The 24,495-nt window shown below is 66.2% G+C and carries 33 protein-coding genes; all 33 read right to left on the reverse strand.

The genetic code is table 11. The features are described from left to right. Nucleotides 1-27: 27 nt before the first annotated feature. Nucleotides 28-543, reverse strand: coding sequence for a disulfide bond formation protein B (locus AAG688_RS13030; RefSeq protein WP_411832673.1), 516 nt, complete (start codon nucleotides 541-543; stop codon nucleotides 28-30). Nucleotides 544-647: 104 nt separating this feature from the next. Beyond that, on the reverse strand, nucleotides 648-1,025 hold the full coding sequence (gene rplQ, locus AAG688_RS13035; RefSeq protein WP_411832674.1) for a 50S ribosomal protein L17: 378 nt from the start codon (nucleotides 1,023-1,025) through the stop codon (nucleotides 648-650). A 269-nt stretch (nucleotides 1,026-1,294) separates the two neighbouring features. Next, nucleotides 1,295-2,293, reverse strand: a complete 999-nt coding sequence (locus AAG688_RS13040; protein ID WP_411832675.1) for a DNA-directed RNA polymerase subunit alpha — start codon at nucleotides 2,291-2,293, stop codon at nucleotides 1,295-1,297. Nucleotides 2,294-2,349: 56 nt separating this feature from the next. Beyond that, nucleotides 2,350-2,976 (reverse strand): 30S ribosomal protein S4, encoded by a 627-nt coding sequence (gene rpsD, locus AAG688_RS13045; RefSeq protein ID WP_411832676.1) that lies wholly within the window; start codon nucleotides 2,974-2,976, stop codon nucleotides 2,350-2,352. Nucleotides 2,977-2,991: 15 nt separating this feature from the next. Then, the gene (gene rpsK / locus AAG688_RS13050) at nucleotides 2,992-3,384 is read right to left on the reverse strand and encodes a 30S ribosomal protein S11 (RefSeq protein WP_055941307.1); all 393 of its coding nucleotides are present in this window, start codon (nucleotides 3,382-3,384) and stop codon (nucleotides 2,992-2,994) included. A 12-nt stretch (nucleotides 3,385-3,396) separates the two neighbouring features. Then, nucleotides 3,397-3,753 (reverse strand): 30S ribosomal protein S13, encoded by a 357-nt coding sequence (gene rpsM, locus AAG688_RS13055; protein ID WP_411832677.1) that lies wholly within the window; start codon nucleotides 3,751-3,753, stop codon nucleotides 3,397-3,399. Between the two features lie 352 nt (nucleotides 3,754-4,105). Next, a complete protein-coding gene (secY, locus tag AAG688_RS13060; RefSeq protein ID WP_411832678.1) occupies nucleotides 4,106-5,461 on the reverse strand; it encodes a preprotein translocase subunit SecY in 1,356 nt (451 codons plus the stop codon). A 7-nt stretch (nucleotides 5,462-5,468) separates the two neighbouring features. Beyond that, nucleotides 5,469-5,912 carry a 50S ribosomal protein L15 gene (gene rplO, locus AAG688_RS13065; RefSeq protein WP_411835010.1) on the reverse strand — a complete coding sequence of 148 codons (444 nt, stop codon included), beginning with the start codon at nucleotides 5,910-5,912 and terminating at the stop codon, nucleotides 5,469-5,471. Continuing rightward, on the reverse strand, nucleotides 5,912-6,103 hold the full coding sequence (rpmD, locus tag AAG688_RS13070; RefSeq protein ID WP_055941302.1) for a 50S ribosomal protein L30: 192 nt from the start codon (nucleotides 6,101-6,103) through the stop codon (nucleotides 5,912-5,914). Before rpmD ends, rplO begins: the two co-directional genes overlap by 1 nt. Continuing rightward, nucleotides 6,096-6,641: a 30S ribosomal protein S5 gene (gene rpsE, locus AAG688_RS13075; RefSeq protein WP_411832679.1), complete on the reverse strand. Its 546-nt coding sequence runs from the start codon at nucleotides 6,639-6,641 to the stop codon at nucleotides 6,096-6,098. The genes rpmD and rpsE overlap by 8 nt, the downstream gene beginning before the upstream one ends. Before the next feature lie 158 nt (nucleotides 6,642-6,799). Then, complete coding sequence (gene rplR, locus AAG688_RS13080) at nucleotides 6,800-7,156, reverse strand: 50S ribosomal protein L18 (RefSeq protein WP_411832680.1); 357 nt, start codon at nucleotides 7,154-7,156, stop codon at nucleotides 6,800-6,802. 29 nt (nucleotides 7,157-7,185) lie between these two features. Continuing rightward, nucleotides 7,186-7,713, reverse strand: coding sequence for a 50S ribosomal protein L6 (gene rplF, locus AAG688_RS13085; RefSeq protein ID WP_411832681.1), 528 nt, complete (start codon nucleotides 7,711-7,713; stop codon nucleotides 7,186-7,188). Nucleotides 7,714-7,725: 12 nt separating this feature from the next. Further along, nucleotides 7,726-8,124 (reverse strand): 30S ribosomal protein S8, encoded by a 399-nt coding sequence (gene rpsH, locus AAG688_RS13090; protein ID WP_411832682.1) that lies wholly within the window; start codon nucleotides 8,122-8,124, stop codon nucleotides 7,726-7,728. 198 nt (nucleotides 8,125-8,322) lie between these two features. Then, entirely contained in the window at nucleotides 8,323-8,628 is a 306-nt protein-coding gene (gene rpsN / locus AAG688_RS13095; protein ID WP_411832683.1) for a 30S ribosomal protein S14, read from the reverse strand. 94 nt (nucleotides 8,629-8,722) lie between these two features. Next, nucleotides 8,723-9,265, reverse strand: a complete 543-nt coding sequence (gene rplE / locus AAG688_RS13100) for a 50S ribosomal protein L5 (protein WP_411832684.1) — start codon at nucleotides 9,263-9,265, stop codon at nucleotides 8,723-8,725. Between the two features lie 11 nt (nucleotides 9,266-9,276). Next, nucleotides 9,277-9,594 (reverse strand): 50S ribosomal protein L24, encoded by a 318-nt coding sequence (gene rplX / locus AAG688_RS13105; RefSeq protein WP_411832685.1) that lies wholly within the window; start codon nucleotides 9,592-9,594, stop codon nucleotides 9,277-9,279. A gap of 15 nt (nucleotides 9,595-9,609) precedes the next feature. After that, the gene (gene rplN / locus AAG688_RS13110) at nucleotides 9,610-9,978 is read right to left on the reverse strand and encodes a 50S ribosomal protein L14 (RefSeq protein WP_042614221.1); all 369 of its coding nucleotides are present in this window, start codon (nucleotides 9,976-9,978) and stop codon (nucleotides 9,610-9,612) included. A 14-nt stretch (nucleotides 9,979-9,992) separates the two neighbouring features. After that, nucleotides 9,993-10,259, reverse strand: a complete 267-nt coding sequence (gene rpsQ / locus AAG688_RS13115; RefSeq protein ID WP_411832686.1) for a 30S ribosomal protein S17 — start codon at nucleotides 10,257-10,259, stop codon at nucleotides 9,993-9,995. Between the two features lie 12 nt (nucleotides 10,260-10,271). Further along, complete coding sequence (gene rpmC / locus AAG688_RS13120) at nucleotides 10,272-10,457, reverse strand: 50S ribosomal protein L29 (protein ID WP_097121889.1); 186 nt, start codon at nucleotides 10,455-10,457, stop codon at nucleotides 10,272-10,274. Beyond that, nucleotides 10,457-10,870, reverse strand: a complete 414-nt coding sequence (gene rplP / locus AAG688_RS13125) for a 50S ribosomal protein L16 (protein ID WP_097121890.1) — start codon at nucleotides 10,868-10,870, stop codon at nucleotides 10,457-10,459. The genes rpmC and rplP overlap by 1 nt, the downstream gene beginning before the upstream one ends. A 6-nt stretch (nucleotides 10,871-10,876) precedes the next feature. Continuing rightward, a complete protein-coding gene (gene rpsC / locus AAG688_RS13130) occupies nucleotides 10,877-11,596 on the reverse strand; it encodes a 30S ribosomal protein S3 (RefSeq protein WP_411832687.1) in 720 nt (239 codons plus the stop codon). Further along, the gene (gene rplV, locus AAG688_RS13135) at nucleotides 11,597-11,932 is read right to left on the reverse strand and encodes a 50S ribosomal protein L22 (RefSeq protein WP_232143824.1); all 336 of its coding nucleotides are present in this window, start codon (nucleotides 11,930-11,932) and stop codon (nucleotides 11,597-11,599) included. Nucleotides 11,933-11,944: 12 nt separating this feature from the next. Beyond that, nucleotides 11,945-12,220: a 30S ribosomal protein S19 gene (gene rpsS, locus AAG688_RS13140; protein WP_093296350.1), complete on the reverse strand. Its 276-nt coding sequence runs from the start codon at nucleotides 12,218-12,220 to the stop codon at nucleotides 11,945-11,947. Between the two features lie 6 nt (nucleotides 12,221-12,226). Then, a complete protein-coding gene (gene rplB / locus AAG688_RS13145; protein ID WP_411832688.1) occupies nucleotides 12,227-13,054 on the reverse strand; it encodes a 50S ribosomal protein L2 in 828 nt (275 codons plus the stop codon). Between the two features lie 11 nt (nucleotides 13,055-13,065). Further along, entirely contained in the window at nucleotides 13,066-13,362 is a 297-nt protein-coding gene (gene rplW / locus AAG688_RS13150; protein ID WP_411832689.1) for a 50S ribosomal protein L23, read from the reverse strand. Continuing rightward, the gene (rplD, locus tag AAG688_RS13155; RefSeq protein ID WP_411832690.1) at nucleotides 13,359-13,964 is read right to left on the reverse strand and encodes a 50S ribosomal protein L4; all 606 of its coding nucleotides are present in this window, start codon (nucleotides 13,962-13,964) and stop codon (nucleotides 13,359-13,361) included. Before rplD ends, rplW begins: the two co-directional genes overlap by 4 nt. Before the next feature lie 11 nt (nucleotides 13,965-13,975). Further along, nucleotides 13,976-14,629 (reverse strand): 50S ribosomal protein L3, encoded by a 654-nt coding sequence (gene rplC / locus AAG688_RS13160; protein ID WP_411832691.1) that lies wholly within the window; start codon nucleotides 14,627-14,629, stop codon nucleotides 13,976-13,978. Between the two features lie 10 nt (nucleotides 14,630-14,639). Then, on the reverse strand, nucleotides 14,640-14,951 hold the full coding sequence (gene rpsJ / locus AAG688_RS13165; protein WP_162109793.1) for a 30S ribosomal protein S10: 312 nt from the start codon (nucleotides 14,949-14,951) through the stop codon (nucleotides 14,640-14,642). Between the two features lie 583 nt (nucleotides 14,952-15,534). Continuing rightward, a complete protein-coding gene (gene tuf / locus AAG688_RS13170) occupies nucleotides 15,535-16,725 on the reverse strand; it encodes an elongation factor Tu (RefSeq protein ID WP_411832692.1) in 1,191 nt (396 codons plus the stop codon). 96 nt (nucleotides 16,726-16,821) lie between these two features. Continuing rightward, a complete protein-coding gene (gene fusA / locus AAG688_RS13175; protein ID WP_411832694.1) occupies nucleotides 16,822-18,918 on the reverse strand; it encodes an elongation factor G in 2,097 nt (698 codons plus the stop codon). 194 nt (nucleotides 18,919-19,112) lie between these two features. Next, nucleotides 19,113-19,580, reverse strand: a complete 468-nt coding sequence (gene rpsG / locus AAG688_RS13180) for a 30S ribosomal protein S7 (protein WP_411832696.1) — start codon at nucleotides 19,578-19,580, stop codon at nucleotides 19,113-19,115. Nucleotides 19,581-19,591: 11 nt separating this feature from the next. After that, a complete protein-coding gene (rpsL, locus tag AAG688_RS13185; RefSeq protein ID WP_411832697.1) occupies nucleotides 19,592-19,966 on the reverse strand; it encodes a 30S ribosomal protein S12 in 375 nt (124 codons plus the stop codon). Between the two features lie 231 nt (nucleotides 19,967-20,197). Further along, a complete protein-coding gene (rpoC, locus tag AAG688_RS13190) occupies nucleotides 20,198-24,430 on the reverse strand; it encodes a DNA-directed RNA polymerase subunit beta' (protein ID WP_411832698.1) in 4,233 nt (1,410 codons plus the stop codon). Nucleotides 24,431-24,495 lie beyond the last annotated feature (65 nt).

The raw sequence follows: 24,495 nt of genomic DNA on the forward strand, positions 1-24,495 counted from the left end.
CCCCGCCCGCGCAGCGCCGGGGCCACATCAGCGGAAAATAGATTTCCGGCTGCGGTAGCCTGCATACAGCGCCCACAGGCCCAGCGCCACGAACCAGATCAGGCTCCAGGCCGGCATCGCCAGGCCCAGGAAGGTCCAGTCGACCTCGGCGCACTCGCCCGAGCCGGTGAATACCTTGCGCAGCACGTCCAGCAGCGGGAAGGCTTCCATCATGTAGGACAGGTCCGGGCCGCAAGCCGGCACCTGGTCCGGCGGCAGGCCCTGCAGCCAGACGTGGCGGCCGGCGATGGCCGTGCCGATCGCGGCCGCCAGCAGCGCCAGCAGCGCATACGCCGCCCGGCCGGCCTTGCCGCGGGGCGCGTGCAGCGCGCCGATCAGGAACACCCCGCCCAGCAGCACGAACGCGCCGCGCTGGAACGTGCACAGCGGGCACGGCAGCAGGCCGCCGTAGTGCTGCGTGTACAGGGCATAGGAGAGCAATGCCGCGCAGGCGACGAAACCCAGCAGGAACTGCGCGCGAAAGGACCAGGTGAACGGATTCATGTCGGGGCCGCGAAAATCCAGCCCGCATTATGGACATGCCCGGCGCAAAAAACGAACCCCGGCGCGGGCCGGGGTTCGTCATGGCAATCGTGGCGGCGGGGCGCTTACTCGGCGCTCGGCGCTTCCGGACGATCCACCAGCTCGACGTAGGCCATCGGCGCGTTGTCGCCGGCGCGGAAGCCGCACTTGAGGATGCGCAGGTAGCCGCCGGGACGCGACTGGTAGCGCGGGCCGAGGGTGGTGAACAGCGTGCCGACGGCTTCCTTGTCGCGCAGGCGCGAGAAGGCCAGGCGGCGGTTGGCCACGCCATCGACCTTGGCCAGGGTGATCAGCGGCTCGGCGACGCGGCGCAGTTCCTTGGCCTTGGGCAGGGTGGTACGGATGAGGCCGTGCTTGATCAGCGACGCGGCCATGTTACTGAACATCGCCTCGCGGTGGGCGCTGGTGCGGCTAAACTTGCGGCCGGATTTCTGGTGGCGCATGGGTCGGGTTCCTGTTGAATGTCGAAACGTTGGAGTTCGCTGTCGCCATCGTGGCGTTGAAGCATGGACTGCGGATGGTCCGAACCGGCCGTCCCTGACCGGAATGCCGCGGACCTTCGGGTCCGTCGGCGTGGGGGCTTGCCTATTTACTGAAAAAAATCATGCTTGCCGTCCATGGCGAAACTGCGCGGGCTTCGGAACGCCCTGCCCGGCCATCCGTGGCCGGGCGTTCGGCAGCGCGCGAGCCAATGGCTCGCAAACGCGCTACCTCACCCAAGCATGCCGTGCTGGGCGACGCCGGCCGGCGGCCAGTTCTCCAGCTTCATGCCCAGGGACAGGCCGCGCTGGGCCAGGACTTCCTTGATCTCGGTGAGCGACTTCTTGCCCAGGTTCGGGGTCTTGAGCAGCTCGACCTCGGTCTTCTGGATCAGGTCGCCGATGTAGTAGATGCTCTCGGCCTTCAGGCAGTTGGCCGAACGCACGGTCAGCTCCAGGTCGTCGATCGGGCGCAGCAGCACCGGGTCCACGCCGCTGGCGGCCTGCTTCGGCGCGCCGCGATCGCGATGGGTGAAGTCGCCGAACACCGACAGCTGGTCGCTGAGGATGTCGGCGGCGGTGCGCACGGCTTCCTCGGCGTCGATGGTGCCGTTGGTCTCGATGTCCAGCACCAGCTTGTCCAGGTCGGTGCGCTGCTCCACGCGCGCGGCTTCCACCGCGTAGGCGACGCGGCGCACCGGCGAGAACGAGGCGTCCAGCACCAGGCGACCGATGGTGCGGGTCTCCTCGTCCGGGCGGCGGCGCGCGGCGGCCGGCTGGTAGCCGAAGCCGCGCTCGATCTTCAGGCGCATGTTGATCGCCGTGTCCTTGGTCAGCGTGCAGATGACCAGGTCCGGATTGAGGATCTCGACGTTGTGATCGGTCTTGATGTCGGCGGCGGTCACCACGCCCGGGCCCTGCCTGGACAGGCTCAGGGTGGAGCTGTCGCCGGTGTGGATGCGGATCGCCACGTCCTTCAGGTTCAGCAGGACTTCGAGCACGTCTTCCTGCAGGCCTTCGATGGTGCTGTATTCGTGCAGCACGCCGTCGATTTCGACTTCGGTGATGGCGAAGCCCGGAATGGACGACAGCAGCACGCGGCGCAGCGCATTGCCGAGCGTGTGGCCGTAGCCGCGCTCCAGCGGTTCGATGACCACCTTGGCGCGGTTGTCGGTCAGGCGCTCGATCTGCGGGCCGCGGGGGCGCAGCACTTGCTGAGTGATACCCGTCATGTTGCTTTGTCTCCTGCAAACCCCCGATGTGGGGGCATCGGGGGTGCGTGAATGAATTACTTCGAGTACAACTCGACGATCAGCGCTTCGTTGATGTCGGCCGGCAGGTCGGAACGCTCCGGCACCGACTTGAACACGCCGCTGAACTTCTTCGAGTCGACCTCGACCCACGACGGGCTCAGGTCGAGCTGCTCGGCCACGGTCAGCGATTCCTGCACGCGCAGCTGCTTCTGCGCGCGCTCGGACAGCGCGATCGCGTCGCCGGCCTTGACCTGGTAGGAAGGCAGGTTGACCGACTTGCCGTTGACCAGCACGCCGCGGTGCGAGACCAGCTGGCGCGCGGCCGGCCGGGTCACCGCGAAGCCCATGCGGTAGATGACGTTGTCCAGGCGGGTTTCCAGCAACTGCAGCAGGTTCTCGCCGGTGTTGCCCTTCTTGGTCGAGGCCTTCTTGTAGTAGTTGCGGAACTGGCGCTCCAGCAGGCCGTAGATGCGCTTGACCTTCTGCTTCTCGCGCAGCTGGGTGGCGTAGTCGGACAGCTTGCCCTTGCGGGCGGCGCCGTGCTGGCCGGGCTTCTGCTCCAGCTTGCACTTGGAGTCCAGCGCGCGGGCCGGGCTCTTGAGGGACAGATCGGCGCCTTCGCGGCGCGCGAGCTTACAGGTGGGACCAATATAACGAGCCATTTCTTGTCGCCCCCTTTAGACGCGGCGCTTTTTCGGCGGACGGCACCCGTTGTGCGGGATCGGCGTCACGTCGATGATGTTGGTGATCTTGTAGCCGACGTTGTTGAGCGAACGTACGGCCGACTCGCGGCCCGGACCCGGACCCTTGATGCGGACTTCCAGCGACTTCACGCCGTAGTCCAGCGCGGCGCGGCCGGCCTTCTCGGCGGCGACCTGCGCGGCGAACGGGGTCGACTTGCGCGAACCGCGGAAACCCGCGCCGCCCGAGGTCGCCCACGACAGCGCGTTGCCCTGGCGGTCGGTGATGGTCACGATGGTGTTGTTGAAAGAAGCGTGGACGTGGGCGACGCCGTCGGTGATGACGCGCTTGATCTTCTTCTTGACTTTGGCAGCAGCTGGCTTGGCCATGATGGGCGCCCCTTACTTCTTGATGGCTTTGCGCGGACCCTTGCGGGTACGGGCATTGGTGCGGGTGCGCTGGCCGCGCAGCGGCAGGCCGCGGCGGTGGCGCAGGCCGCGGTAGCAACCCAGGTCCATCAGGCGCTTGATCGCGATACCCACTTCGCGACGCAGGTCGCCTTCGACGATGTACTTGCCGACTTCGGCGCGCAGGCGCTCGACTTCCGGCTCGGACAGGTCACGGATCTTGGTGGTCGAAGCCACGCCTGCGGCTTCGCAGACCTTCTTCGAACGGGTACGGCCGATGCCGTAGATGCTTTGCAGCCCCACCCAGACATGCTTCTGGGCAGGCAGGTTGACACCTGCAATACGCGCCATGACGCGATCTCCAACTGTTGTTTGATGGCCCGAATGCGGCCCGTCCCCTTCGGGAAAGCCGCAAGCTGGCAGAGTGAACTGGAAATTCTAGCCTGATCCCGGGTTACATGGAAGCCCGGGCCGACCCGAGAGTCGACCCAAGCCCGGCATGGGGAGTGTGCCCATGCTCCGGCGCCGGAACCCGCCTGGCGCGAGCCGGGGTTGCCCCCTGCCCGCTCCGCCCGCGCTACTCTGGCGCAGGGACTGGCCGGTTCTCACCCGCGCGCAGGATCGCCGCGCGGGCCGCCCATCTAAGTCGTCCGGCCGCAGGCCGGGCGATGCGGGGAGGACGCTCCCCGCGGGGTGTATGCCGTCAGCCGCGCGCCAGACCGCCGCGCGAGCCGCCCTTCAGGTTGGCCTTCTTCAGCAGGCTCTCGTACTGGTGCGACATCAGGTGCGCTTGGATCTGCGCGATGAAGTCCATCACCACCACCACCACGATCAGCAGCGAGGTGCCGCCGAAGTAGAACGAGGTGTTCAGCTGCGTGCGCATCACTTCCGGCAGCAGGCAGACGATGACCAGGTACATCGAGCCGATCGCGGTCAGCCGGGTCAGCACGCCGTCGATGTAATCGGCGGTGGCCTTGCCGGGGCGGATGCCCGGGATCAGCGCGCCCGACTTCTTCAGGTTCTCGGCGGTTTCCTGCGAGTTGAACACCAGCGCCGTGTAGAAGAACGCGAAGCCGATGATCATCGCCGCGAACACGATCATGTGCAGCGGCTCGCCCGGCGCCAGCGCGTTGGAAATGCGCTGCAGCCAGGTGGCCGAGGTCGCCTGGCCGGACCACTGCGCCAGCGTGGCCGGGAAGGCCAGGATGCTGGACGCGAAGATCGGCGGGATCACGCCTGCCATGTTGAGCTTGAGCGGCAGGAACGAGGTCTGGTTCATGTATGCGTTGCGGCCACCCTGGCGGCGCGCGTAGTTGACCGTGATGCGACGCTGCCCGCGCTCGACGAACACGACGAAGAACGTGAAGGCCAGCACCAGCAGGACGATCAGCAGCAGCGAGATGAAGCTCATCGAGCCGTCGCGGAAGGCGCCGACGGTCTGGATGACCGCGCCCGGCAGCCCGGCGACGATGCCGGCGAAGATGATCAGCGACACGCCGTTGCCGATGCCGCGCTCGGTCACCTGCTCGCCCAGCCACATCAGGAAGATGGTGCCGGCGGTCAGCGCGACCACCGCGGTCAGCACGAAGCCCATGCCCGGCGCGTACACCACCGGCATGCCGCCCGGCGCGACCTGGTTCTGCAGCGCGGTGGCGATGCTGCCGCCCTGCACCACCGCCAGCAGCACCGCGCCGATGCGCGAGTACTGGGTGATCTTGCGGCGGCCGGACTCGCCTTCCTTCTGCATCGCCTTCAGCGACGGGAAGATGTGCACGGCCAGCTGCATCACGATCGACGCGGAGATGTACGGCATCACGTTCAGCGCGAAGATGCTGAAACGGTGCAGGGCGCCGCCGGAGAACATGTTGAACATGTCGACGATGCCGCCGCCCTGGGCCTGCATCATCGCCAGCATGGCGTCGGGATTGACGCCCGGCACCGGCACGAAGCAGCCGATGCGATAGACGACCAGCGCCCCGAGGACGAACAGCAGGCGCTGGCGAAGTTCGGTGAACTTGCCCGCGCCTGCCAGTGCACTGGCGGCATTGCCCTGCGCCATGCGTCGGTTACTCCTGCACGCTGCCGCCGGCAGCCTCAATGGCGGCCTTGGCGCCGGCGGTGGCCAGCACGCCCTTCAGCACGAACGCCTTGCTCAGTTCGCCCTTCTTGACGATCTTGGCGCGCTTGGCGGTGCTGGGCACCAGCTTGGCGGCGCGCAGCGCGGCGAAGTCGATCTCGCCGGCTTCCAGCCTGTCGAGCTGGTAGGACAGCACTTCGGCGCAGTCCAGCTTGAGCTTGGAGCGGAAGCCGACCTTGGGCAGGCGCTTGATCAGCGGCATCTGGCCGCCCTCGAACTTGGCCTTGATCTTGCCCTTGCCCGAGCGCGCGAACGAACCCTTGTGGCCGCGGCCCGCGGTCTTGCCCAGGCCCGAACCGATGCCGCGGCCGACGCGCTTGCGCTCGGTGCGGGCGCCGTCGGCGTGGGTGAGAGTGTTGAGACGCATGATGATTACTCCTCGACCTTGACGAGGTAGTGGACCTTGGCGATCAGGCCGCGCACCTGCGGGCTGTCCTTCAGTTCACGCACGTCGTTGAGCTTGTTCAGGCCCAGCGCCTTCACCGACAGGCGGTGACGCGACTGGGAACCACGCAGGCCACGCACCAGGCGGACCTTGACGGTCTTGTTGGACTCGTTAGCCATTGAGGAGTTCCTCCACCTTCTTGCCGCGCTTGGCCGCGATGCGGGAGGGCGACTGCATGTCGCTCAGGCCCTTCAGCGTGGCGCGCACCAGGTTGATCGGGTTGCGCGAGCCGACCGCCTTGGCCAGCACGTTCTTCACGCCGACCGCTTCCAGCACGGCGCGCATGGCGCCGCCGGCGATCACGCCGGTACCTTCGGAGGCCGGCTGCATGAACACGCGCGCCGCGCCGTGGCCGGCCTTGACCGGGTGCCACAGGGTGCCGTTGTTCAGGTCGATGTTCAGCATGCCCTTGCGGGCGTACTCCATCGACTTCTGGATGGCGACCGGGACTTCGCGGGCCTTGCCGTAGCCGAAGCCGATCTTGCCGTTGCCGTCGCCGACCACCGTCAGCGCGGTGAAGGTGAACTGGCGACCGCCCTTGACCGTCTTGCTGACGCGGTTGACCGCGACCAGCTTCTCGATCATGCCGTCGTCGACCTTCTCCTCGCGGTTGCGGTCGCGATCGCGACCCCGCGGTCCACGTTGTTCTTCTGCCATTTCTGGATTCCTTGGTTGATTGGGTATGTACGGCTGGGCCGCTTATGGTTGTGGTGTGCCGCGGTGGACCGCGCGCGCCTGCAGAAGAGACGCGGCGTCCGGCGCCATCCCGCGCCGACGGGTACGGGCATGGGGACGAGCCCCATGCCCTTCAATGATCAGAACTGCAGGCCGCCTTCGCGCGCGGCGTCGGCCAGCGCCTTGATGCGGCCGTGGTAGCGGTAGCCCGAGCGATCGAAGGCGATCTTCTCGATGCCCGCGGCCTTGGCGCGCTCGGCGATGATCTTGCCGACCCGGGCCGCGGCGTCGCTGTTCTTGCCGTTCTTCAGGCCTTCCTTGACGTCGGCCTGCAGGGTGTTGGCCGACGCGATGACCTTGGCGCCGTCGGCGGTGAACAGCTGGGCGTAGATGTGCTGGCCGGTGCGCAGCACCGACAGGCGCGGCACGCCGAGGACGCGGATGTGCGCGCGGGTGGACTTGGCGCGGCGCAGGCGGGCGGTGTTCTTGATGCTCATGATGGAATTCCTCGAAGCCGAAGGCGTGCTTACGCCTTCTTCGCTTCCTTGCGGATGATGGTTTCGTCGGAGTACTTCACGCCCTTGCCCTTGTAGGGCTCCGGCGGACGGAAACCGCGGATCTTGGCGGCCACTTCACCCACGCGCTGCTTGTCGGCGCCCTGCACCAGGATTTCGGTCTGGGTCGGGGTGGCGATGGTGATGCCTTCCGGGGCCTTGAACAGCACCGGGTGGGAGAAACCCAGCGACAGGTTCAGGTCCTGGCCCTGCATCGAGGCGCGGTAACCCACGCCGACCAGCTCGAGCTTGCGCTCGAAGCCTTCCGACACGCCCTTGACCATGTTGGCCAGGATCGCGCGGATGGTGCCGGTGATGGCGTCGTGCTCGGGAGCGCTCGGCGACAGGGTGATGGTGCCGTTGTCGTTGTTGACTTCCACGCCGGCCGGACGGGCGATCGACAGGGTGCCCTTGGCGCCCTTGACGGTCAGGCTGTCGGCCTGGATGTTCAGTTCGGTGCCCTTGGGCAGGCTGATCGGCTTCTTGGCTACACGGGACATGGGTTTACTCCGTTAGGCCACAAAGCACAGGACTTCGCCGCCGACGCCCTGCTGGCGCGCCTGCGCATCGGTCATGATGCCCTTGGAGGTGGAAATGATGGCGACGCCCAGGCCACCGAGGACCTTGGGCAGCTCGGCCTTGCCGCGGTACTGGCGCAGGCCCGAGCGGGACACGCGGCTCAGCTTCTCGATGACCGGCTTGCCTTCGAAGTACTTCAGGACGATTTCCAGCTCGGCCTTGTTGTTCTCGATCTTGGTGACGCGCGCGTCGGCGATGTAGCCCTCGGCCTTCAGGACGTCGGCGATGGACGCCTTGATCTTGGAGGACGGCATCTTCACCGTCGGCTTGCCGACCGCGGCCGCATTCCTGATGCGGACCAGCATGTCGGCGATGGGATCAGTCATGCTCATGATGTTTGCCTTATGAGTAGCACCGATATCCGCTTTCGCGAAAATCCGGGGTTGACCGGGGGATGCCCGGGGGTCTGTTGCCGGCCACCGGCGGAAATCCGCGCGGGGAGCCGGGCATTGTACAACAACGAGTCCGGCTTGTGCCGGACTCGTCCTGGCGGCCCGGCGCGGGGCCGGACCGGCGTTACCGCCGCCGGGTTACCAGCTGGCCTTGCGCAGGCCCGGCACGTCGCCGTTCATCGTCGCCTTGCGCAGCATGTTGCGGCCCAGGCCGAACTTGCGGTACACGCCGCGCGAACGGCCGGACAGCTCGCAGCGGTTGCGCTCGCGGCTCGGCGAGGAGTCGCGCGGCAGCTTCTGCAGCTTGGTGACCGCTTCCATCTTCTCGTCGTACGAGGCGGTGGTGCTGGAGATGGTCTTCTTCAGCGCTTCGCGCTTGGCGGCGTACTTCTTCGCCAGCTTGGCCCGCTTGATGTCGCGGTTCACCATCGAGGTCTTTGCCATAAACTCTAAATCCTTGGGATTCGGCATTTGGGATTCGGGATTCGTGGAAGCGGGCCCTTGCGAAGCCCGAATCCCGAACCACCAATCCCGGCGCTTAATTGCGGAACGGGAACTTGAACGCCTCGAGCAGCGCCTTGGCTTCGGCGTCGGTCTTGGCGGTGGTGGTGATGGCGATGTCCATGCCGCGGATCGCGTCGACGGCGTCGAAGTCGATTTCCGGGAAGATGATCTGCTCCTTCACGCCCATGTTGTAGTTGCCGCGGCCGTCGAAGGAACGGCCGGACACGCCGCGGAAGTCGCGCACGCGCGGCAGCGAGACGCTGATCAGGCGATCCAGGAACTCGTACATCTTGGCCCGGCGCAGCGTGACCTTGCAGCCGATCGGCCAGCCGTCGCGGATCTTGAACGAAGCCACCGACACGCGGGACTTGGTCGTGATCGGCTTCTGGCCGCTGATCTTGGCCAGGTCGGCCACGGCGTTTTCCAGGATTTTCTTGTTGGTGGCCGCTTCACCGACACCCATGTTGATGGTGATCTTGGTGATCTTCGGCACTTCCATCGGATTGGTGTAGCCGAACTTCTTCATCAGAGCCGGCGCCACTTCTTCCTTGTAGATTTTTTCGAGACGGGTGGTCATGACCTCATTCCTCAGGCGTCGAGCGCCTCACCGCTGGAGCGGAACACACGCAGTTTGCGTCCATCCTCCAGCACCTTGAAGCCAACGCGCTCGCCCTTGCCCGTCGCCGGGTTCAGGATCGCCACGTTGGAGATATGGATCGAGGCTTCGCGCTCGACCACGCCGCCGGCGATGCCCGCCTGCGGGTTCGGCTTGGTATGGCGCTTGACGATGTTGACGTTGGAGACGACCACGCGGTCGCCGTCCACGCGCACGACGTCGCCCGTCTTGCCCTTGTCCTTGCCGGTGGTGACGATTACCTGGTCACCCTTCTTGATACGGTTTGCCATTTCTATGTCCTCCGCTCAGAGCACTTCGGGCGCGAGCGAAACGATCTTCATGAACTTCTCGGAACGCAGCTCGCGGGTCACGGGCCCGAAGATGCGGGTGCCGATCGGCTCCTGCTTGTTGTTGAGCAGCACGGCGGCGTTGCCGTCGAAGCGGATCAGCGAGCCGTCCGGGCGGCGAACGCCCTTGCGGGTGCGCACGACCACGGCGTCGTAGACTTCGCCCTTCTTGACCTTGCCGCGCGGAATGGCGTCCTTGACGGTCACCTTGATGATGTCGCCGATGTGGGCGTAGCGGCGCTTGGAACCGCCCAGCACCTTGATGCACATCAGTTCCTTGGCGCCGGAGTTGTCGGCCGCGTCAAGGTAGCTCTGCATCTGGATCATGATTCAGACTCCTCTTATTCAGCCGCGCGGGTGACGATTTCCACCACGCGCCAGTTCTTGGTCTTGGACAGGGGGGCGATCTCGACCACGCGGACGACGTCGCCTTCCTTGCAGCTGTTGTCGGCGTCGTGGGCGTGCAGCTTGGTCGAGCGGCGGATGTACTTGCCGTACAGCGCGTGCTTGACCTGGCGCTCGACCAGGACGGTGACGGTCTTGTCCATCTTGTTGCTGACGACGCGGCCCTCGATGGTGCGTTGCGCTTTGTCTTTGTTATCGCTCATCTCGGGTGCTCCTTACTTCTGGCTGCCGAGCAGGGTCTTGACGCGAGCGATCTCGCGGCGCACCCGGCGGGTTTCGTGGGTCTTCGGCAGCTGGCCGGTGACCTGCTGCATGCGCAGCGAGAACTGCTCCTTGCGCAGGTCGGTCAGGTGGGCCTTCAGTTCGTCGGCCGACTTCTCGCGGAGTTGCTTGAGTTCCATTAGCGCACCGTCCGGGTCACGAAAGTGGTGGTGACGGACAGCTTGGCCGCGGCCAGGCGGAACGCCTCGCGCGCGATTTCCTCGCTGACGCCTTCGATTTCATAGATCATCCGGCCGGGCTGGATCTGGGCGACCCAGTACTCCACGTTGCCCTTGCCGGAGCCCATGCGGACTTCGATTGGCTTCTTGGTGATCGGCTTGTCGGGGAACACGCGGATCCACATCTTGCCGCCGCGCTTGACGTAGCGGCTGATGGAACGGCGCGCGGCCTCGATCTGGCGCGCGGTCAGCTGGCCGTGCGCGGTGGCCTTCAGGCCGTACTCGCCGAAGCTGACGAGGTTGCCGCTCCAGCTCAGGCCCTCGTTGCGGCCCTTGTGCATCTTGCGGTATTTGGTTCGCTTGGGTTGCAACATGACTGATTACCTCGCGTCGCGGTCACGGGACGGGCGCGACGGACGTTCGCTGCGCTCGGGGCGCGCGTCGTCCTGCTTCTCCTGACCCACCTGGCTGAAATCGAAGATTTCGCCCTTGTAGACCCACACCTTGATGCCGATGATGCCGTAGGTCGTCTTGGCTTCGGCGAAGCCGTAGTCGATGTCGGCACGCAGCGTGTGCAGCGGCACGCGGCCTTCGCGGTACCACTCGGAGCGGGCGATCTCGGCGCCGTTCAGGCGACCGGCCACGTTGACCTTGATGCCCAGGGCGCCGAGGCGAATAGCGTTGCCGACGGCGCGCTTCATCGCGCGGCGGAACATGATGCGGCGCTCCAGCTGCTGGGCGATCGACTCGGCCACCAGCTGCGCGTCGAGCTCGGGCTTGCGCACTTCGGTGACGTTGATGTGCGCCGGGACGCCCATCAGCTCGGACACTTCCTTGCGCAGCTTCTCGATGTCCTCGCCGCGCTTGCCGATCACCACGCCCGGGCGGGCGGTGTGGATGGTCACGCGGGCGGTCTTGGCCGGACGCTCGATCAGGATCTTGGAGATGCCGGCCTGCGCCAGCTTCTTGCGCAGCATTTCGCGCACCTTCAGGTCGGCCGCCAGGTAATCGGCGTAATCACGCTTGTTGGCGAACCACTTGGAGTTCCAGTCCTTGGCGATGCCCAGGCGGATTCCGGTCGGATGTACTTTGTGACCCATTTATTTGCCCTCGCCCACGACCACGGTGATGTGGCTGGTGCGCTTGAGAATGCGCGTGCCGCGGCCCTTGGCGCGGGCCATGAAACGCTTCAGCGTCGGACCTTCGTCGACCATGATGGTCTTGACCTTCAACTCGTCGACGTCGGCGCCCTGGTTGTTCTCGGCGTTGGCGATGGCGGACTCCACGACCTTCTTGATCAGGTGGGCGGCCTTCTTGTCCGAGAACTTCAGCAGGTTGACGGCGCGCTCGGCCGGCAGGCCGCGCACCTGGTCGGCGACCAGGCGGGCCTTCTGCGGGGAGATGCGCGCGGTGCGCAGGATGGCTTTCGCTTCCATGATCATCTCTCCTTACTTCTTGCCGCCGGCTTTCTTGTCGCCACCGTGACCCTTGAAGGTCCGGGTGACGGCAAACTCGCCGAGCTTGTGGCCGACCATGTTCTCGTTGACCAGCACCGGAACGTGGTTCTTGCCGTTGTGGACGGCGATGGTGAAGCCCACCATCTCCGGCAGGATCATCGAGCGACGCGACCAGGTCTTGATCGGCTTCTTGCTGCCGCCGGCGGCCTCCACCTTCTTGACGAGGTGGTGATCGACGAACGGGCCCTTCTTGAGTGAACGTGCCATGGTCGATTAGCCCCTACGATCGCGGACGATGAATTGCTGGGTGCGCTTGTTCTTGCGCGTCTTGTAGCCCTTGGTCGGCACGCCCCACGGGGTGACCGGGTGCGGGTTGCCCTGGCCGGCCTTGGCCTCGCCACCACCGTGCGGGTGGTCGACCGGGTTCATGGCCGCACCGCGGACGGTCGGCTTGATGCCGCGCCAGCGCTTGGCGCCGGCCTTGCCGAGCTTGGTCAGGCTGTGCTCGTCGTTGCCGACCTCGCCGATGGTGGCGCGGCACTCGACCGGCACCTTGCGCATTTCGCCGGAGCGCAGGCGCAGCGTGGCGAAGCCCTGCTCGCGCGCGACCAGCTGCACCGAGGCGCCGGCGGCGCGGGCGATCTGGGCGCCCTTGCCCGGCTTCAGCTCGATGCCGTGCACGGTCGTGCCGACCGGGATGTTGCGCAGCGGCAGCGTGTTGCCGGCCTTGATCGGGGCGTCGGAACCGGCGATCACCTGGTCACCGGCCTTCAGGCCCTTCGGGGCGATGATGTAGCGGCGCTCGCCATCGACGTAGCACAGCAGCGCGATGTGCGCGGTGCGGTTGGGATCGTATTCGATCCGCTCGACGCGGGCGGCGATGCCTTCCTTGTCGCGCTTGAAGTCGACGATGCGGTAGTGCTGCTTGTGGCCACCGCCGATGTGGCGGGTGGTGATGCGGCCGTGGTGGTTGCGGCCGCCGGTCTTGCTCTGCTTTTCCACCAGCGCGGCGTGCGGGGCACCCTTGTGCAGATCGGGCGTCACCACGCGGACCGCGGAGCGGCGGCCGGGCGAAGTGGGTTTGAATTTCATCAGTGGCATGTGGGTCTACCTCAGGCCTTGGCCGACACGTCGATCGCCTGGCCATCGGCCAGACGCACGTACGCCTTGCGCCAGTCGCCGCGACGGCCGTTGCGGTTGCGGAAGGACTTGTTCTTGCCCTTCACGTTGACCACGTTGACCGCCTCGACCTTGACGTCGAACAGCTTTTCCACGGCGGCCTTCACATCGGCCTTGGTGGCGTCGTTCGAGACTTCAAAGACGTATTGATTGGAAACTTCCTGCAGGCGCGCGGTCTTCTCGGACACGCGCGGCGCACGCAGCACGGCAAAAATCTTCTCGTTGCTCATGCCAGCCACTCCTCGATCTTCTTGACCGCATCGGCGGTGACGACGACGGTGTCGGCGCCGACCAGCGAAGCCGGGTCCAGGCCCTGCACGTCGCGCACTTCCACGTAGGGAAGGTTGCGGGCCGACAGGTACAGGTGCTCGGAGGCTTCCTCGGTGACGATCAGCGGGCGCTGGCCGACGTCCAGGGCCTTGAGCTTCTCGAGCAGCGTCTTGGTCTTGCTCGCCTCGACGTCGAAGGACTCGACGACCTTCAGGCGATCCTGGCGGTTGAGCTCGGACAGGATCGCGCAGATGGCGGCGCGGTACATCTTGCGGTTGACCTTCTGCTCGAAGCTGCGCGGCTTGGCCGCGAAGGTCACGCCGCCGCCGACGAAGATCGGGGCCGTCAATGCGCCATGACGCGCGCCGCCGCCCTTCTGCTTCTTCGACTTCTTGGTGGTGCCGTTGACTTCCGAACGGGTCTTCTGCGCCTTGGTACCGGCGCGACCGGCGTTGCGGTAGGCAACGACGACCTGGTGGACCAGGTCCTGGCTGAATTCGCGACCGAACACGGCGTCGGAGACCGACAGCTTGTTGGCGCTACCTGTGATGGCGAGTTCCATCGTCGTTCTCCTTAAGCCTTGCTTGCCGGACGCACGATCACGTCGCCACCCGGGGCACCCGGGACGGCGCCGCGAACGGCGATCAGGCCGCGCTCGGCATCGACGCGAACCACTTCCAGGTTCTGCGTGCTCTGCTGCACCGCGCCCATGTGACCGGACATCTTCTTGCCCGGGAACACGCGACCCGGGGTCTGGCGCTGGCCCAGCGAACCCGGCGCGCGATGCGACAGCGAGTTGCCGTGGGTGGCGTCGCCCATGCGGAAGTTCCAGCGCTTGATGGTGCCCTGGAAGCCCTTGCCCTTGGTCACGCCCTGGACGTCGACCTTCTGGCCGACTTCGAAGATGTCGGCCTTGATCTCGCCGCCGACGCTGAAGTCGCCGAGCTTGTCGGCTTCCACGCGCAGCTCCCACAGGCCACGGCCGGCCTCGACCTTGGCCTTGGCCAGGTGGCCGGCGATCGGCTTGTTGATCAGCGCGGCGCGGCGGGTGCCCACGGCGACCTGCACGGCGCTGTAGCCGTCGGTTTCCGGGGTCTTGATCTGGGTGATGCGGTTCGGGGTGGCTTCAATCAGCGTCACCGGGATGGACTTGCCGTCTTCGGTGAACACCCGGGTCATGCCGGCCTTGCGGCCAACGAGACCCAACGAATATTTCTTCGCGGTCATGGTCGGTGCCTCAGGTCAGCTTGATCTGGACGTCGACGCCGGCAGCCAGTTCGAGCTTCATCAGCGCGTCCACGGTCTTGTCGTTGGGGTCGACGATGTCGAGCACGCGCTTGTGCGTGCGGGTCTCGTACTGGTCGCGCGCGTCCTTGTCGACGTGCGGGGAGACGAGGATGGTGAAGCGCTCGATCTTGGTCGGCAGCGGGATCGGGCCGCGCACCTGCGCGCCGGTCCGCTTGGCCGTCTCGACGATCTCGCTGGCCGAGCGGTCGATCAGGCGATGATCGTACGCTTTGAGCCGGATTCGGATCTTTTGGTCCGCCATGACGGAAGTTTCCTTCGTTAAAGAGCGACGGGCGCGGCCTCTGGGATGCCTTGCCCCGGTTGGGTCCAGTCGTTTAAGCCCCGTATTCGGTCCCGCGAGGTGGCGGACGCCGGATGAGCCTGAACGGCCTGGGGTTCATCCTGAAAAACTGGGCAGGCCGGTGGAAACCGGCCCGCCCAGACAGAAAAGTATAGGACGCATGCCGGGTTCCGTCAACAACAAGACGGAAATCCGGCGATTCCCTTGCGGGAGACGCCGGCACGGGCACGCGACATCCCTTGTCTGGCGAACACGAGGTGCATCCTGCACCTCTTTTCGCGGTAGGCCGGCGCTTCCCAGGAAGCGTCGGCGGGGTACTGCGGTCTTCTGGCCCTTGCGGGCCGGGTGAAGCTGTCCCGGCGAGCGGGGCCGGCATTCTAGCAGCGTTGCGGGCGGGATGCACGCCAAGGCTGCTTTTTAAGCTGCCTTGCCTTGCAAAGTCGCTGGATGACCGGCCATTCGGTCGTTGTGAAGCACTTCCCGCCTGCGCGGGGACGACGATTCGACGAAGCCCTGCGCACTTGCGCGCGCAGGGGTCAAATCGTTACTTGATGATTTTCGCCACCACGCCGGCGCCGACGGTACGGCCGCCCTCGCGGATGGCGAAGCGCAGGCCCTCGTCCATCGCCACCGGGTTGATGAGGCTCACCACCATCTTGATGTTGTCGCCCGGCATCACCATCTCCACGCCCTCCGGCAGCGTCACCGCGCCGGTGATGTCGGTGGTGCGGAAGTAGAACTGCGGACGGTAGCCCTTGAAGAACGGCGTGTGACGGCCGCCCTCGTCCTTCGACAGCACGTACACCTCCGCCTCGAACTCGGTGTGCGGGGTGATGCTGCCCGGCTTGCACAGCACCTGGCCGCGCTCCACGTCGTCGCGCTTGGTGCCGCGCAGCAGCAGGCCCGCGTTGTCGCCCGCCTGGCCCTGGTCCAGCAGCTTGCGGAACATCTCAACGCCGGTGACCGTGGTCTTCTGGGTCGGGCGGATGCCGACGATTTCGATTTCGTCGCCCACCTTGATGATGCCGCGCTCGATGCGGCCCGTGACCACCGTGCCGCGGCCGGAGATGGAGAACACGTCTTCCACCGGCATCAGGAACGGCTTGTCCACGTCACGCTGCGGCTCCGGAATCCAGCTGTCCAGCGCGTCCACCAGCTTCAGGATGGCCGGCACGCCAATCTCCGACTGGTCGCCTTCCAGCGCCAGGCGCGCCGAACCGGCGATGATGGGGGTGTCGTCGCCCGGGAACTCGTACTTCGACAGAAGTTCGCGAACCTCCATCTCCACCAGTTCCAGCAGCTCGGCGTCGTCCACCATGTCCGCCTTGTTCAGGAACACCACGATGTACGGCACGCCCACCTGGCGCGACAGCAGGATGTGCTCGCGCGTCTGCGGCATCGGGCCGTCCGCCGCCGAGCACACCAGAATCGCGCCGTCCATCTGCGCAGCGCCGGTAATCATGTTCTTCACGTAGTCGGCGTGGCCCGGGCAGTCCACGTGCGCGTAGTGGCGCGTCGGGCTCTCGTATTCCACGTGCGCCGTCGAAATCGTGATGCCGCGCGCCTTCTCTTCCGGCGCCGCGTCAATCGCGTCATAGGCCTTGAACTCGCCGCCAAAGCGCTCCGCGCCCACCTTCGTCAGCGCCGCCGTCAGCGTCGTCTTGCCGTGGTCAACGTGACCAATCGTGCCCACGTTCACGTGCGGCTTGGTGCGTTCGAATTTACCCTTTGCCATTTTTCTAACTCCGAGATTGGGGATTAGGGATTGGGGATTGGGAGAAGCGGGATTCGCTCTTGCGAATCCCGAATCCCCTGTCCCGAATCACTGCTCTTAATTCTTCTTGACGACCGCTTCGGCGATGTTGGCCGGCGCTTCAGCGTAGTGGTCGAACTCCATCGTGAAGGTGGCGCGACCCTGCGACATCGAACGCAGCGTGGTGGCGTAGCCGAACATCTCGCCCAGCGGCACCATCGCGTTGATGATCTTGCCGGACGGGCTGTCGTCCTGGCCCTGCAGGATGCCGCGGCGGCGGCTGACGTCGCCCATCACGTCGCCGAGGTATTCCTCGGGGGTGACGATCTCGACCTTCATGATCGGCTCCAGCAGGACCGGGCTGGCCTTGCTGAAGGCCTCCTTGAACGCCATCGAGCCGGCGACCTTGAACGCCATTTCGTTGGAGTCGACGTCATGGAACGAGCCGTCCACGGCCTTGATGGCCACGTCGACCACCGGGAAGCCGGCGATGACGCCGTTCTTCATCGCTTCCTCGATGCCCTTGCCCGCCGCGGTGACGTATTCCTTCGGCACCACGCCGCCGACGATCGCGCTCTCGTAGCTGAAGCCCGCGCCGCGCTCGGCCGGCGCCATCTCGATGACGATGTGGCCGTACTGGCCGCGACCGCCCGACTGGCGCACGAACTTGCCTTCCTGCTTGACCGCCTTGCGGATGGTCTCGCGGTAGGCGACCTGCGGCTTGCCGACGTTGGCCTCGACGTTGAACTCGCGCTTCATGCGGTCGACGATGATGTCCAGGTGCAGCTCGCCCATGCCGGAGATGATGGTCTGGCCGGACTCCTCGTCGGTCTTGACGCGGAACGAGGGGTCTTCCTGCGCCAGGCGGCCCAGCGCCAGGCCCATCTTTTCCTGGTCCGACTTGGTCTTCGGCTCGACCGCCATCGAGATCACCGGCTCGGGGAAGCTCATGCGCTCCAGCACGATCGGCGCGTCCTGCGCGCACAGCGTGTCGCCGGTGGTGACGTCCTTCAGGCCCACCGCGGCGGCGATGTCGCCGGCCAGCACTTCCTTGATCTCGTCGCGGTTGTTGGAGTGCATCTGCAGCAGGCGGCCGATGCGCTCCTTCTTGCCCTTGACCGAGTTCAGCACGGCATCGCCGGCGTTCAGGGTGCCCGAGTAGACGCGGAAGAAGGTCAGCGAGCCGACGAACGGGTCGGTCATGATCTTGAACGCCAGCGCCGAGAACGGCGCCTTGTCGCTGGACTCGCGGGTCAGCTCCTTGCTCTCGTCGTCGACGTCCACGCCGCGCACCGCCGGCACGTCGACCGGCGACGGCAGCAGGTTGACCACGCCGTCGAGCATGGCCTGCACGCCCTTGTTCTTGAACGCGGTGCCGCAGAACATCGGCACGATCTCGGTCTTCAGGGTGCGCGCGCGCAGGCCGCCGATGATCTCGGCCTCGCTCAGCTCGCCCTCGTTCAGGTACTTGTCCATCAGCTCTTCGCTGGCCTCGGCGGCGGACTCGACCATGAACGCGCGCGCCTCGTTGGCCTGCTCGACCAGATCGGCGGGGATGTCGCGGTATTCGAAGCTCAGGCCCTGCGAGGCGGTATCCCAGTGGATCGCCTTCATCTTCAGCAGGTCGACCACGCCCTCGAAGCCGTCCTCGGCGCCGATCGGCACCTGCATCGGCACCGGCGCGGCGCCCAGGCGCGCCTTCAGCTGGTCACGGACCTTGGCGAAGTTGGCGCCGGTGCGATCCATCTTGTTGACGAACGCGATGCGCGGCACCTGGTACTTGTTGGCCTGGCGCCACACCGTCTCCGACTGCGGCTGCACGCCGCCCACGGCGCACAGCACGAACACCGCACCGTCGAGCACGCGCAGCGAACGCTCGACCTCGATGGTGAAGTCGACGTGCCCGGGGGTGTCGATGATGTTGAAGCGGTGTTCCGGCAGCGACTTGTCCATGCCCTTCCAGAACGCGGTCGTGGCGGCGGACTGGATCGTGATGCCACGCTCCTGCTCCTGCTCCATCCAGTCCATGGTCGCGGCGCCGTCGTGCACTTCACCAATCTTGTGGCTCTTGCCGGTGTAGAACAGGATGCGCTCGGACGTGGTGGTCTTGCCGGCGTCGATGTGGGCCATGATGCCGAAGTTGCGGTAACGCTCGATGGGAGTGGTGCGAGCCACGACAGTCTCTCTTTGATTCGGTTTGGGCAGCCGGTACGGGCACGGCTGTTGCGAAGGAATTCGCGGTTTTCACATGGTCGAACGCCGCCCTCGGGCGGCCTTCGACGTGGACATGCGGCGATTGGGCCGCAAGGGCGTCCCCGGGAGGACGCCGAAGCCCCCGGAAAAGCCGGGGGCAGGCCGTTGCAACGCTGTTACCAGCGGTAGTGCGCGAACGCCTTGTTCGCTTCCGCCATGCGGTGGGTTTCTTCACGCTTCTTGATGGCGCCGCCGCGGTTCTCCGAGGCGTCCAGCAGCTCGGCCGCCAGCTTGCGCGGCATCGAGTTCTCGCCGCGCTTGCGCGCCGATTCGATCAGCCAGCGCATGGCCAGGGCCAGGCGGCGGGTCGAGCGCACTTCCACCGGCACCTGGTAGGTCGCGCCGCCGACGCGGCGGGACTTGACCTCGACGGTCGGGGCGACGTTGTCCAGCGCCTTCTCGACCAGTTCCAGGGCGTTGGGGTTCTTCTCGCCGATGACGTCCATTGCGCCGTAGACGATCTTCTCGGCGACCGACTTCTTGCCGCTGAGCATGACCATGTTGATGAAGCGGGCGATGGTCTGGCTGCCGTGCTTGGGATCCGGCAGGACTTCGCGCTGGGGGGTTGAGCCTTTACGAGACATGTTCTATTCCCTTATGCCTTCGGGCGCTTGGCGCCGTACTTCGAACGACCCTGGCGACGCTTGGCCACGCCCGAGGCGTCCAGCGCACCGCGCACGGTGTGGTAGCGCACGCCGGGGAGATCCTTGACGCGGCCGCCGCGCACCAGCACCACCGAGTGCTCCTGCAGGTTGTGGCCTTCGCCACCGATGTAGCTGATGACTTCTTCCTGGTTGGTCAGGCGCACCTTGGCCACCTTGCGCAGCGCCGAGTTCGGCTTCTTCGGGGTGGTGGTGTAGACGCGCGTGCAGACGCCGCGGCGCTGCGGGCACTTTTCCAGCGCCGGCGAGGCGCTCTTGTAGGTCGCGGCCTGGCGCGGCTTGCGGACCAGCTGGTTGATGGTTGCCATGTATGGTTTCTTCGATGGAGGCGCTGCGGCCTAGTTGCGTGAAAACGAAGGCAGGCCGAAACCGGCCCGCCAAGACGGAAGAGTATAGCCGGAATCCGGCTGCAGCGTCAAACGCGGCGGCCGGTCCCGGGGTACTGACTGCGATCCCGCCCTTCCTGGGCCGAAAACGAGGCGCTCCCTGCGCCTCATTTCGTGGTCTGGGGCGGCCGCTGGGCCGCCGATGCTGCTGCTTTAGCTGGCGCTGGACTCCTCGCCCGCCGCGGCGTTCGGTTCGGCCGCGGCCGGGGCGGCCTCGGCCACGCCGACGGCGCCCAGGGCCTCGACCTCGGCCTCGGTCAGGCCGGAAGCGTTGCGGCGGCGCTGGTTGTGATAGGCCAGGCCGGTGCCGGCCGGGATCAGGCGGCCGACGATGACGTTTTCCTTCAGACCGCGCAGGTTGTCCTTGGTGCCGCGGACGGCCGCCTCGGTCAGCACGCGGGTGGTCTCCTGGAACGAGGCTGCCGAGATGAACGACTCGGTCGCCAGCGAGGCCTTGGTGATGCCCAGCAGGACCGGGTCGTACTTGGCCGGCAGTTCGCTGCGAGCCAGCGCCTTGGCGTTCTCCTCGATCACACGCTGCTTCTCGGCCTGCTCGCCGGCCAGGAAGCGGGTGTTGCCGGCGTCGGTGATCTCGACCTTGCGCAGCATCTGGCGGGTGATGACCTCGATGTGCTTGTCGTTGATCTTCACGCCCTGCAGGCGGTAGACGTCCTGGATTTCCTTGACCAGGTAGGCGGCCAGCGGCTCGACGCCGAGCAGGCGCAGGATGTCCTGCGGGCTCGGCTCGCCGTCGACGATGGTCTCGCCCTTGGCCACGTGCTCGCCTTCGAACACGATGATCTGGCGGAACTTGGGAATCAGCTCCTCGTGCTCGGACCCGTCGGTGTCCTTGATGATCAGGCGCTGCTTGCCCTTGGTGTCCTTGCCGAAGCTGATGACGCCCGAGCGCTCGGCCAGGATCGCCGGATCCTTCGGCTTGCGCGCCTCGAACAGGTCGGCCACGCGCGGCAGGCCGCCGGTGATGTCGCGGGTCTTGGAGGCTTCCTGCGGCACCTTGGTGACCACCTCGCCCACGCCGATCGGCGCGCCGTCCTGCAGGTTGACGATCGAGCGCGGCGGCAGCAGGTACTGCGCCGGCAGGTCGGTGCCCGGGATGTTGAGGTCCTTGCCGTCCTTGTCGACGATGCGGATGATCGGGCGCAGGTCCTTGCCCTGCGAGCCGCGGCGCTTGGGATCGGTGATCTCGCGCGAGGCCAGGCCGGTCAGGTCGTCGGTCTTCTCGATCACGGTCACGCCGTCGACGAAGTCGACGAAGCGCACGAAACCGGCCACTTCCGACACGATCGGGTGGTTGTGCGGATCCCAGTTCGCCACGATCTGGCCGGCGGTGACCGCGTCACCGTCCTTGGCGTTGATGGTGGCGCCGTACGGCAGCTTGTAGCGCTCGCGCTCGCGGCCGTGGCCGTCCAGCACCGACAGCTCGCCCGAGCGCGACACCGCGACCAGGCTGCCGTTGGCGTGCTCGACGAACTTGAGGTTGTTGAACTTGATCGAGCCGGTGGTCTTGACGGTGATGTTGTCCACCGCCGCCGCACGCGAGGCCGCGCCACCGATGTGGAAGGTACGCATCGTCAGCTGGGTGCCGGGCTCGCCGATCGACTGCGCGGCGATGACGCCGACCGCTTCGCCGATGTTGACGATGTGGCCGCGGGCCAGGTCGCGGCCGTAGCAGTGCGCGCACACGCCGAAGTCGGACTCGCAGGTGATGGTGGAGCGCACCTTCAGCGCCTGCACGCCGGCGTCCTCCAGCTTCTGCACCCAGCCCTCGTCCAGCAGCGTGTTGCGGGTGACGATCGGATCCTCGTCGTTGCCCGGCAGGAACACGTCCTCGGCCACGATGCGGCCGAGCACGCGCTCGCGCAGCGGCTCGACCACGTCGCCGCCTTCCACGATCGGGGTCATGGTCAGGCCTTCGACGGTGCCGCAGTCGACCTCGGTGATCACCACGTCCTGCGCCACGTCGACCAGGCGGCGGGTCAGGTAACCGGAGTTGGCGGTCTTCAGCGCGGTGTCGGCCAGGCCCTTGCGCGCGCCGTGGGTGGAGTTGAAGTACTCCTGCACGTTCAGGCCTTCGCGGAAGTTGGCCTTGATGGGCGTCTCGATGATCGAGCCGTCCGGGCGGGCCATCAGGCCGCGCATGCCGGCCAGCTGGCGGATCTGCGCCTGGCTGCCGCGCGCGCCGGAGTCGGCCATGATGTACAGCGAGTTCATCGACTTCTGGTCGATGGTCTCGCCCTTGGCGTTGACCACCTTGTCGGTGCCGATGGTGTCCATCATCGCCTTGGCGATGCGCTCGTTGGTGCGCGACCAGATGTCCACGACCTTGTTGTAGCGCTCGCCGGCGGTGACCAGGCCGGACTGGTACTGTTCCTGGATTTCCAGCACTTCCTGCTCGGCCTCGCCCAGGATGCCCTTCTTCTCGTTGGGGATCAGCATGTCGTCGATGCCGATGGAGACGCCGGCACGGGTGGCGTAGGCGAAGCCGGTGTACATCAGCTTGTCGGCGAACACGACCGTGTCCTTCAGGCCCAGCATGCGGTAGCTGGAGTTGATCAGGCGGCTGATGGCCTTCTTGTTCAACTCGGTGTTGGCCAGCGCGAACGGCAGGCCCTCCGGCAGGATCTCGGCCAGCAGCGCGCGGCCGACCGTGGTCTCGACGATCGAGCTCTTCTTCTGCTTGCCGCCGTTCTCGTCGGCCACGGTCTCGCTGATGCGGACCTTGACCTTGGCGTGCAGCTCGACCGCGCGGTTGTCGTAGGCGCGCTTGACCTCGGCGATGTTGGCGAACGCCATGCCCTCGCCCTTCTTGTTCTCCAGCGCGCGGGTCATGTAGTACAGGCCGAGCACGACGTCCTGCGACGGCACGATGATCGGCTCGCCGTTGGCCGGCGACAGGATGTTGTTGGACGACATCATCAGCGCGCGCGCTTCCAGCTGCGCTTCCAGCGACAGCGGCACGTGCACGGCCATCTGGTCGCCGTCGAAGTCGGCGTTGAACGCGGTGCAGACCAGCGGGTGCAGCTGGATCGCCTTGCCTTCGATCAGCACCGGCTCGAACGCCTGGATGCCCAGGCGGTGCAGGGTCGGCGCACGGTTCAGCAGCACCGGGTGTTCGCGGATGACCTCTTCCAGGATGTCCCAGACCTCGGCCTCTTCACGCTCGACCAGCTTCTTGGCGGCCTTGATGGTGGTGGCCAGGCCGCGACGCTGCAGCTTGGCGAACACGAACGGCTTGAACAGCTCCAGCGCCATCTTCTTCGGCAGGCCGCACTCGTGCAGGCGCAGGGTCGGGCCGACCACGATGACCGAACGGCCGGAGTAGTCGACGCGCTTGCCGAGCAGGTTCTGGCGGAAGCGGCCCTGCTTGCCCTTGATCATGTCGGCCAGCGACTTCAGCGGGCGCTTGTTGGTGCCGGTGATGGCGCGGCCGCGGCGGCCGTTGTCCATCAGGGCGTCGACCGATTCCTGCAGCATGCGCTTCTCGTTGCGCACGATGATGTCGGGCGCGTTGAGCTCGAGCAGGCGGCGCAGGCGGTTGTTGCGGTTGATGACGCGGCGGTACAGATCATTGAGATCGGAGGTCGCGAAGCGGCCGCCGTCCAGCGGCACCAGCGGGCGCAGGTCCGGCGGCAGCACCGGCAGCACGGTCATCACCATCCACTCGGGACGGTTGCCGGACTCCAGGAACGCCTCGACCAGCTTGATGCGCTTGGTCAGGCGCTTGAGCTTGGTCTCCGAGCCGGTGCTGGCGATTTCCTCGCGCAGGGTCACCATTTCCGACTGCAGGTCGATGGTGCGCAGCAGGTCGTAGACCGCCTCGGCGCCCATCGCGGCGTCGAAGTCGTCGCCGTGCTCCTGGCGCGCCTGCATGTACTGCTCTTCGGTCAGCAGCTGGCGGCGTTCCAGCGTGGTCAGGCCGGGCTCGGTGACCACGTAGGCTTCGAAGTACAGCACGCGCTCGATGTCGCGCAGGGTCATGTCCAGCATCAGGCCGATGCGCGACGGCAGCGACTTCAGGAACCAGATGTGCGCGACCGGCGAGGCCAGGTCGATGTGGCCCATGCGCTCGCGGCGCACCTTGGCCAGTGTCACCTCGGTGCCGCACTTCTCGCAGACCACGCCGCGGTGCTTCATGCGCTTGTACTTGCCGCACAGGCACTCGTAGTCCTTGATCGGGCCGAAGATGGCCGCGCAGAACAGGCCGTCGCGCTCGGGCTTGAAGGTGCGGTAGTTGATGGTTTCCGGCTTCTTCACTTCGCCGAAGGACCACGAGCGGATCAGGTCCGGCGAGGCCAGCGCGATCTTGATCGCGTCGAAGTCGAGCGTCTGGCGCTGCTGGTTGAAGAGGTTGAGCAGGTCTTTCATGTTCTTCTCCGGGAATCGGGAATTGAGAATCGGGAATCGTCAGAAGCGGGGAATCGGATGGCTGG

The organism is Pseudoxanthomonas mexicana (assembly GCF_046736355.1).
GTDB classification, from domain to species: Bacteria; Pseudomonadota; Gammaproteobacteria; order Xanthomonadales; family Xanthomonadaceae; genus Pseudoxanthomonas_A; species Pseudoxanthomonas_A mexicana_B.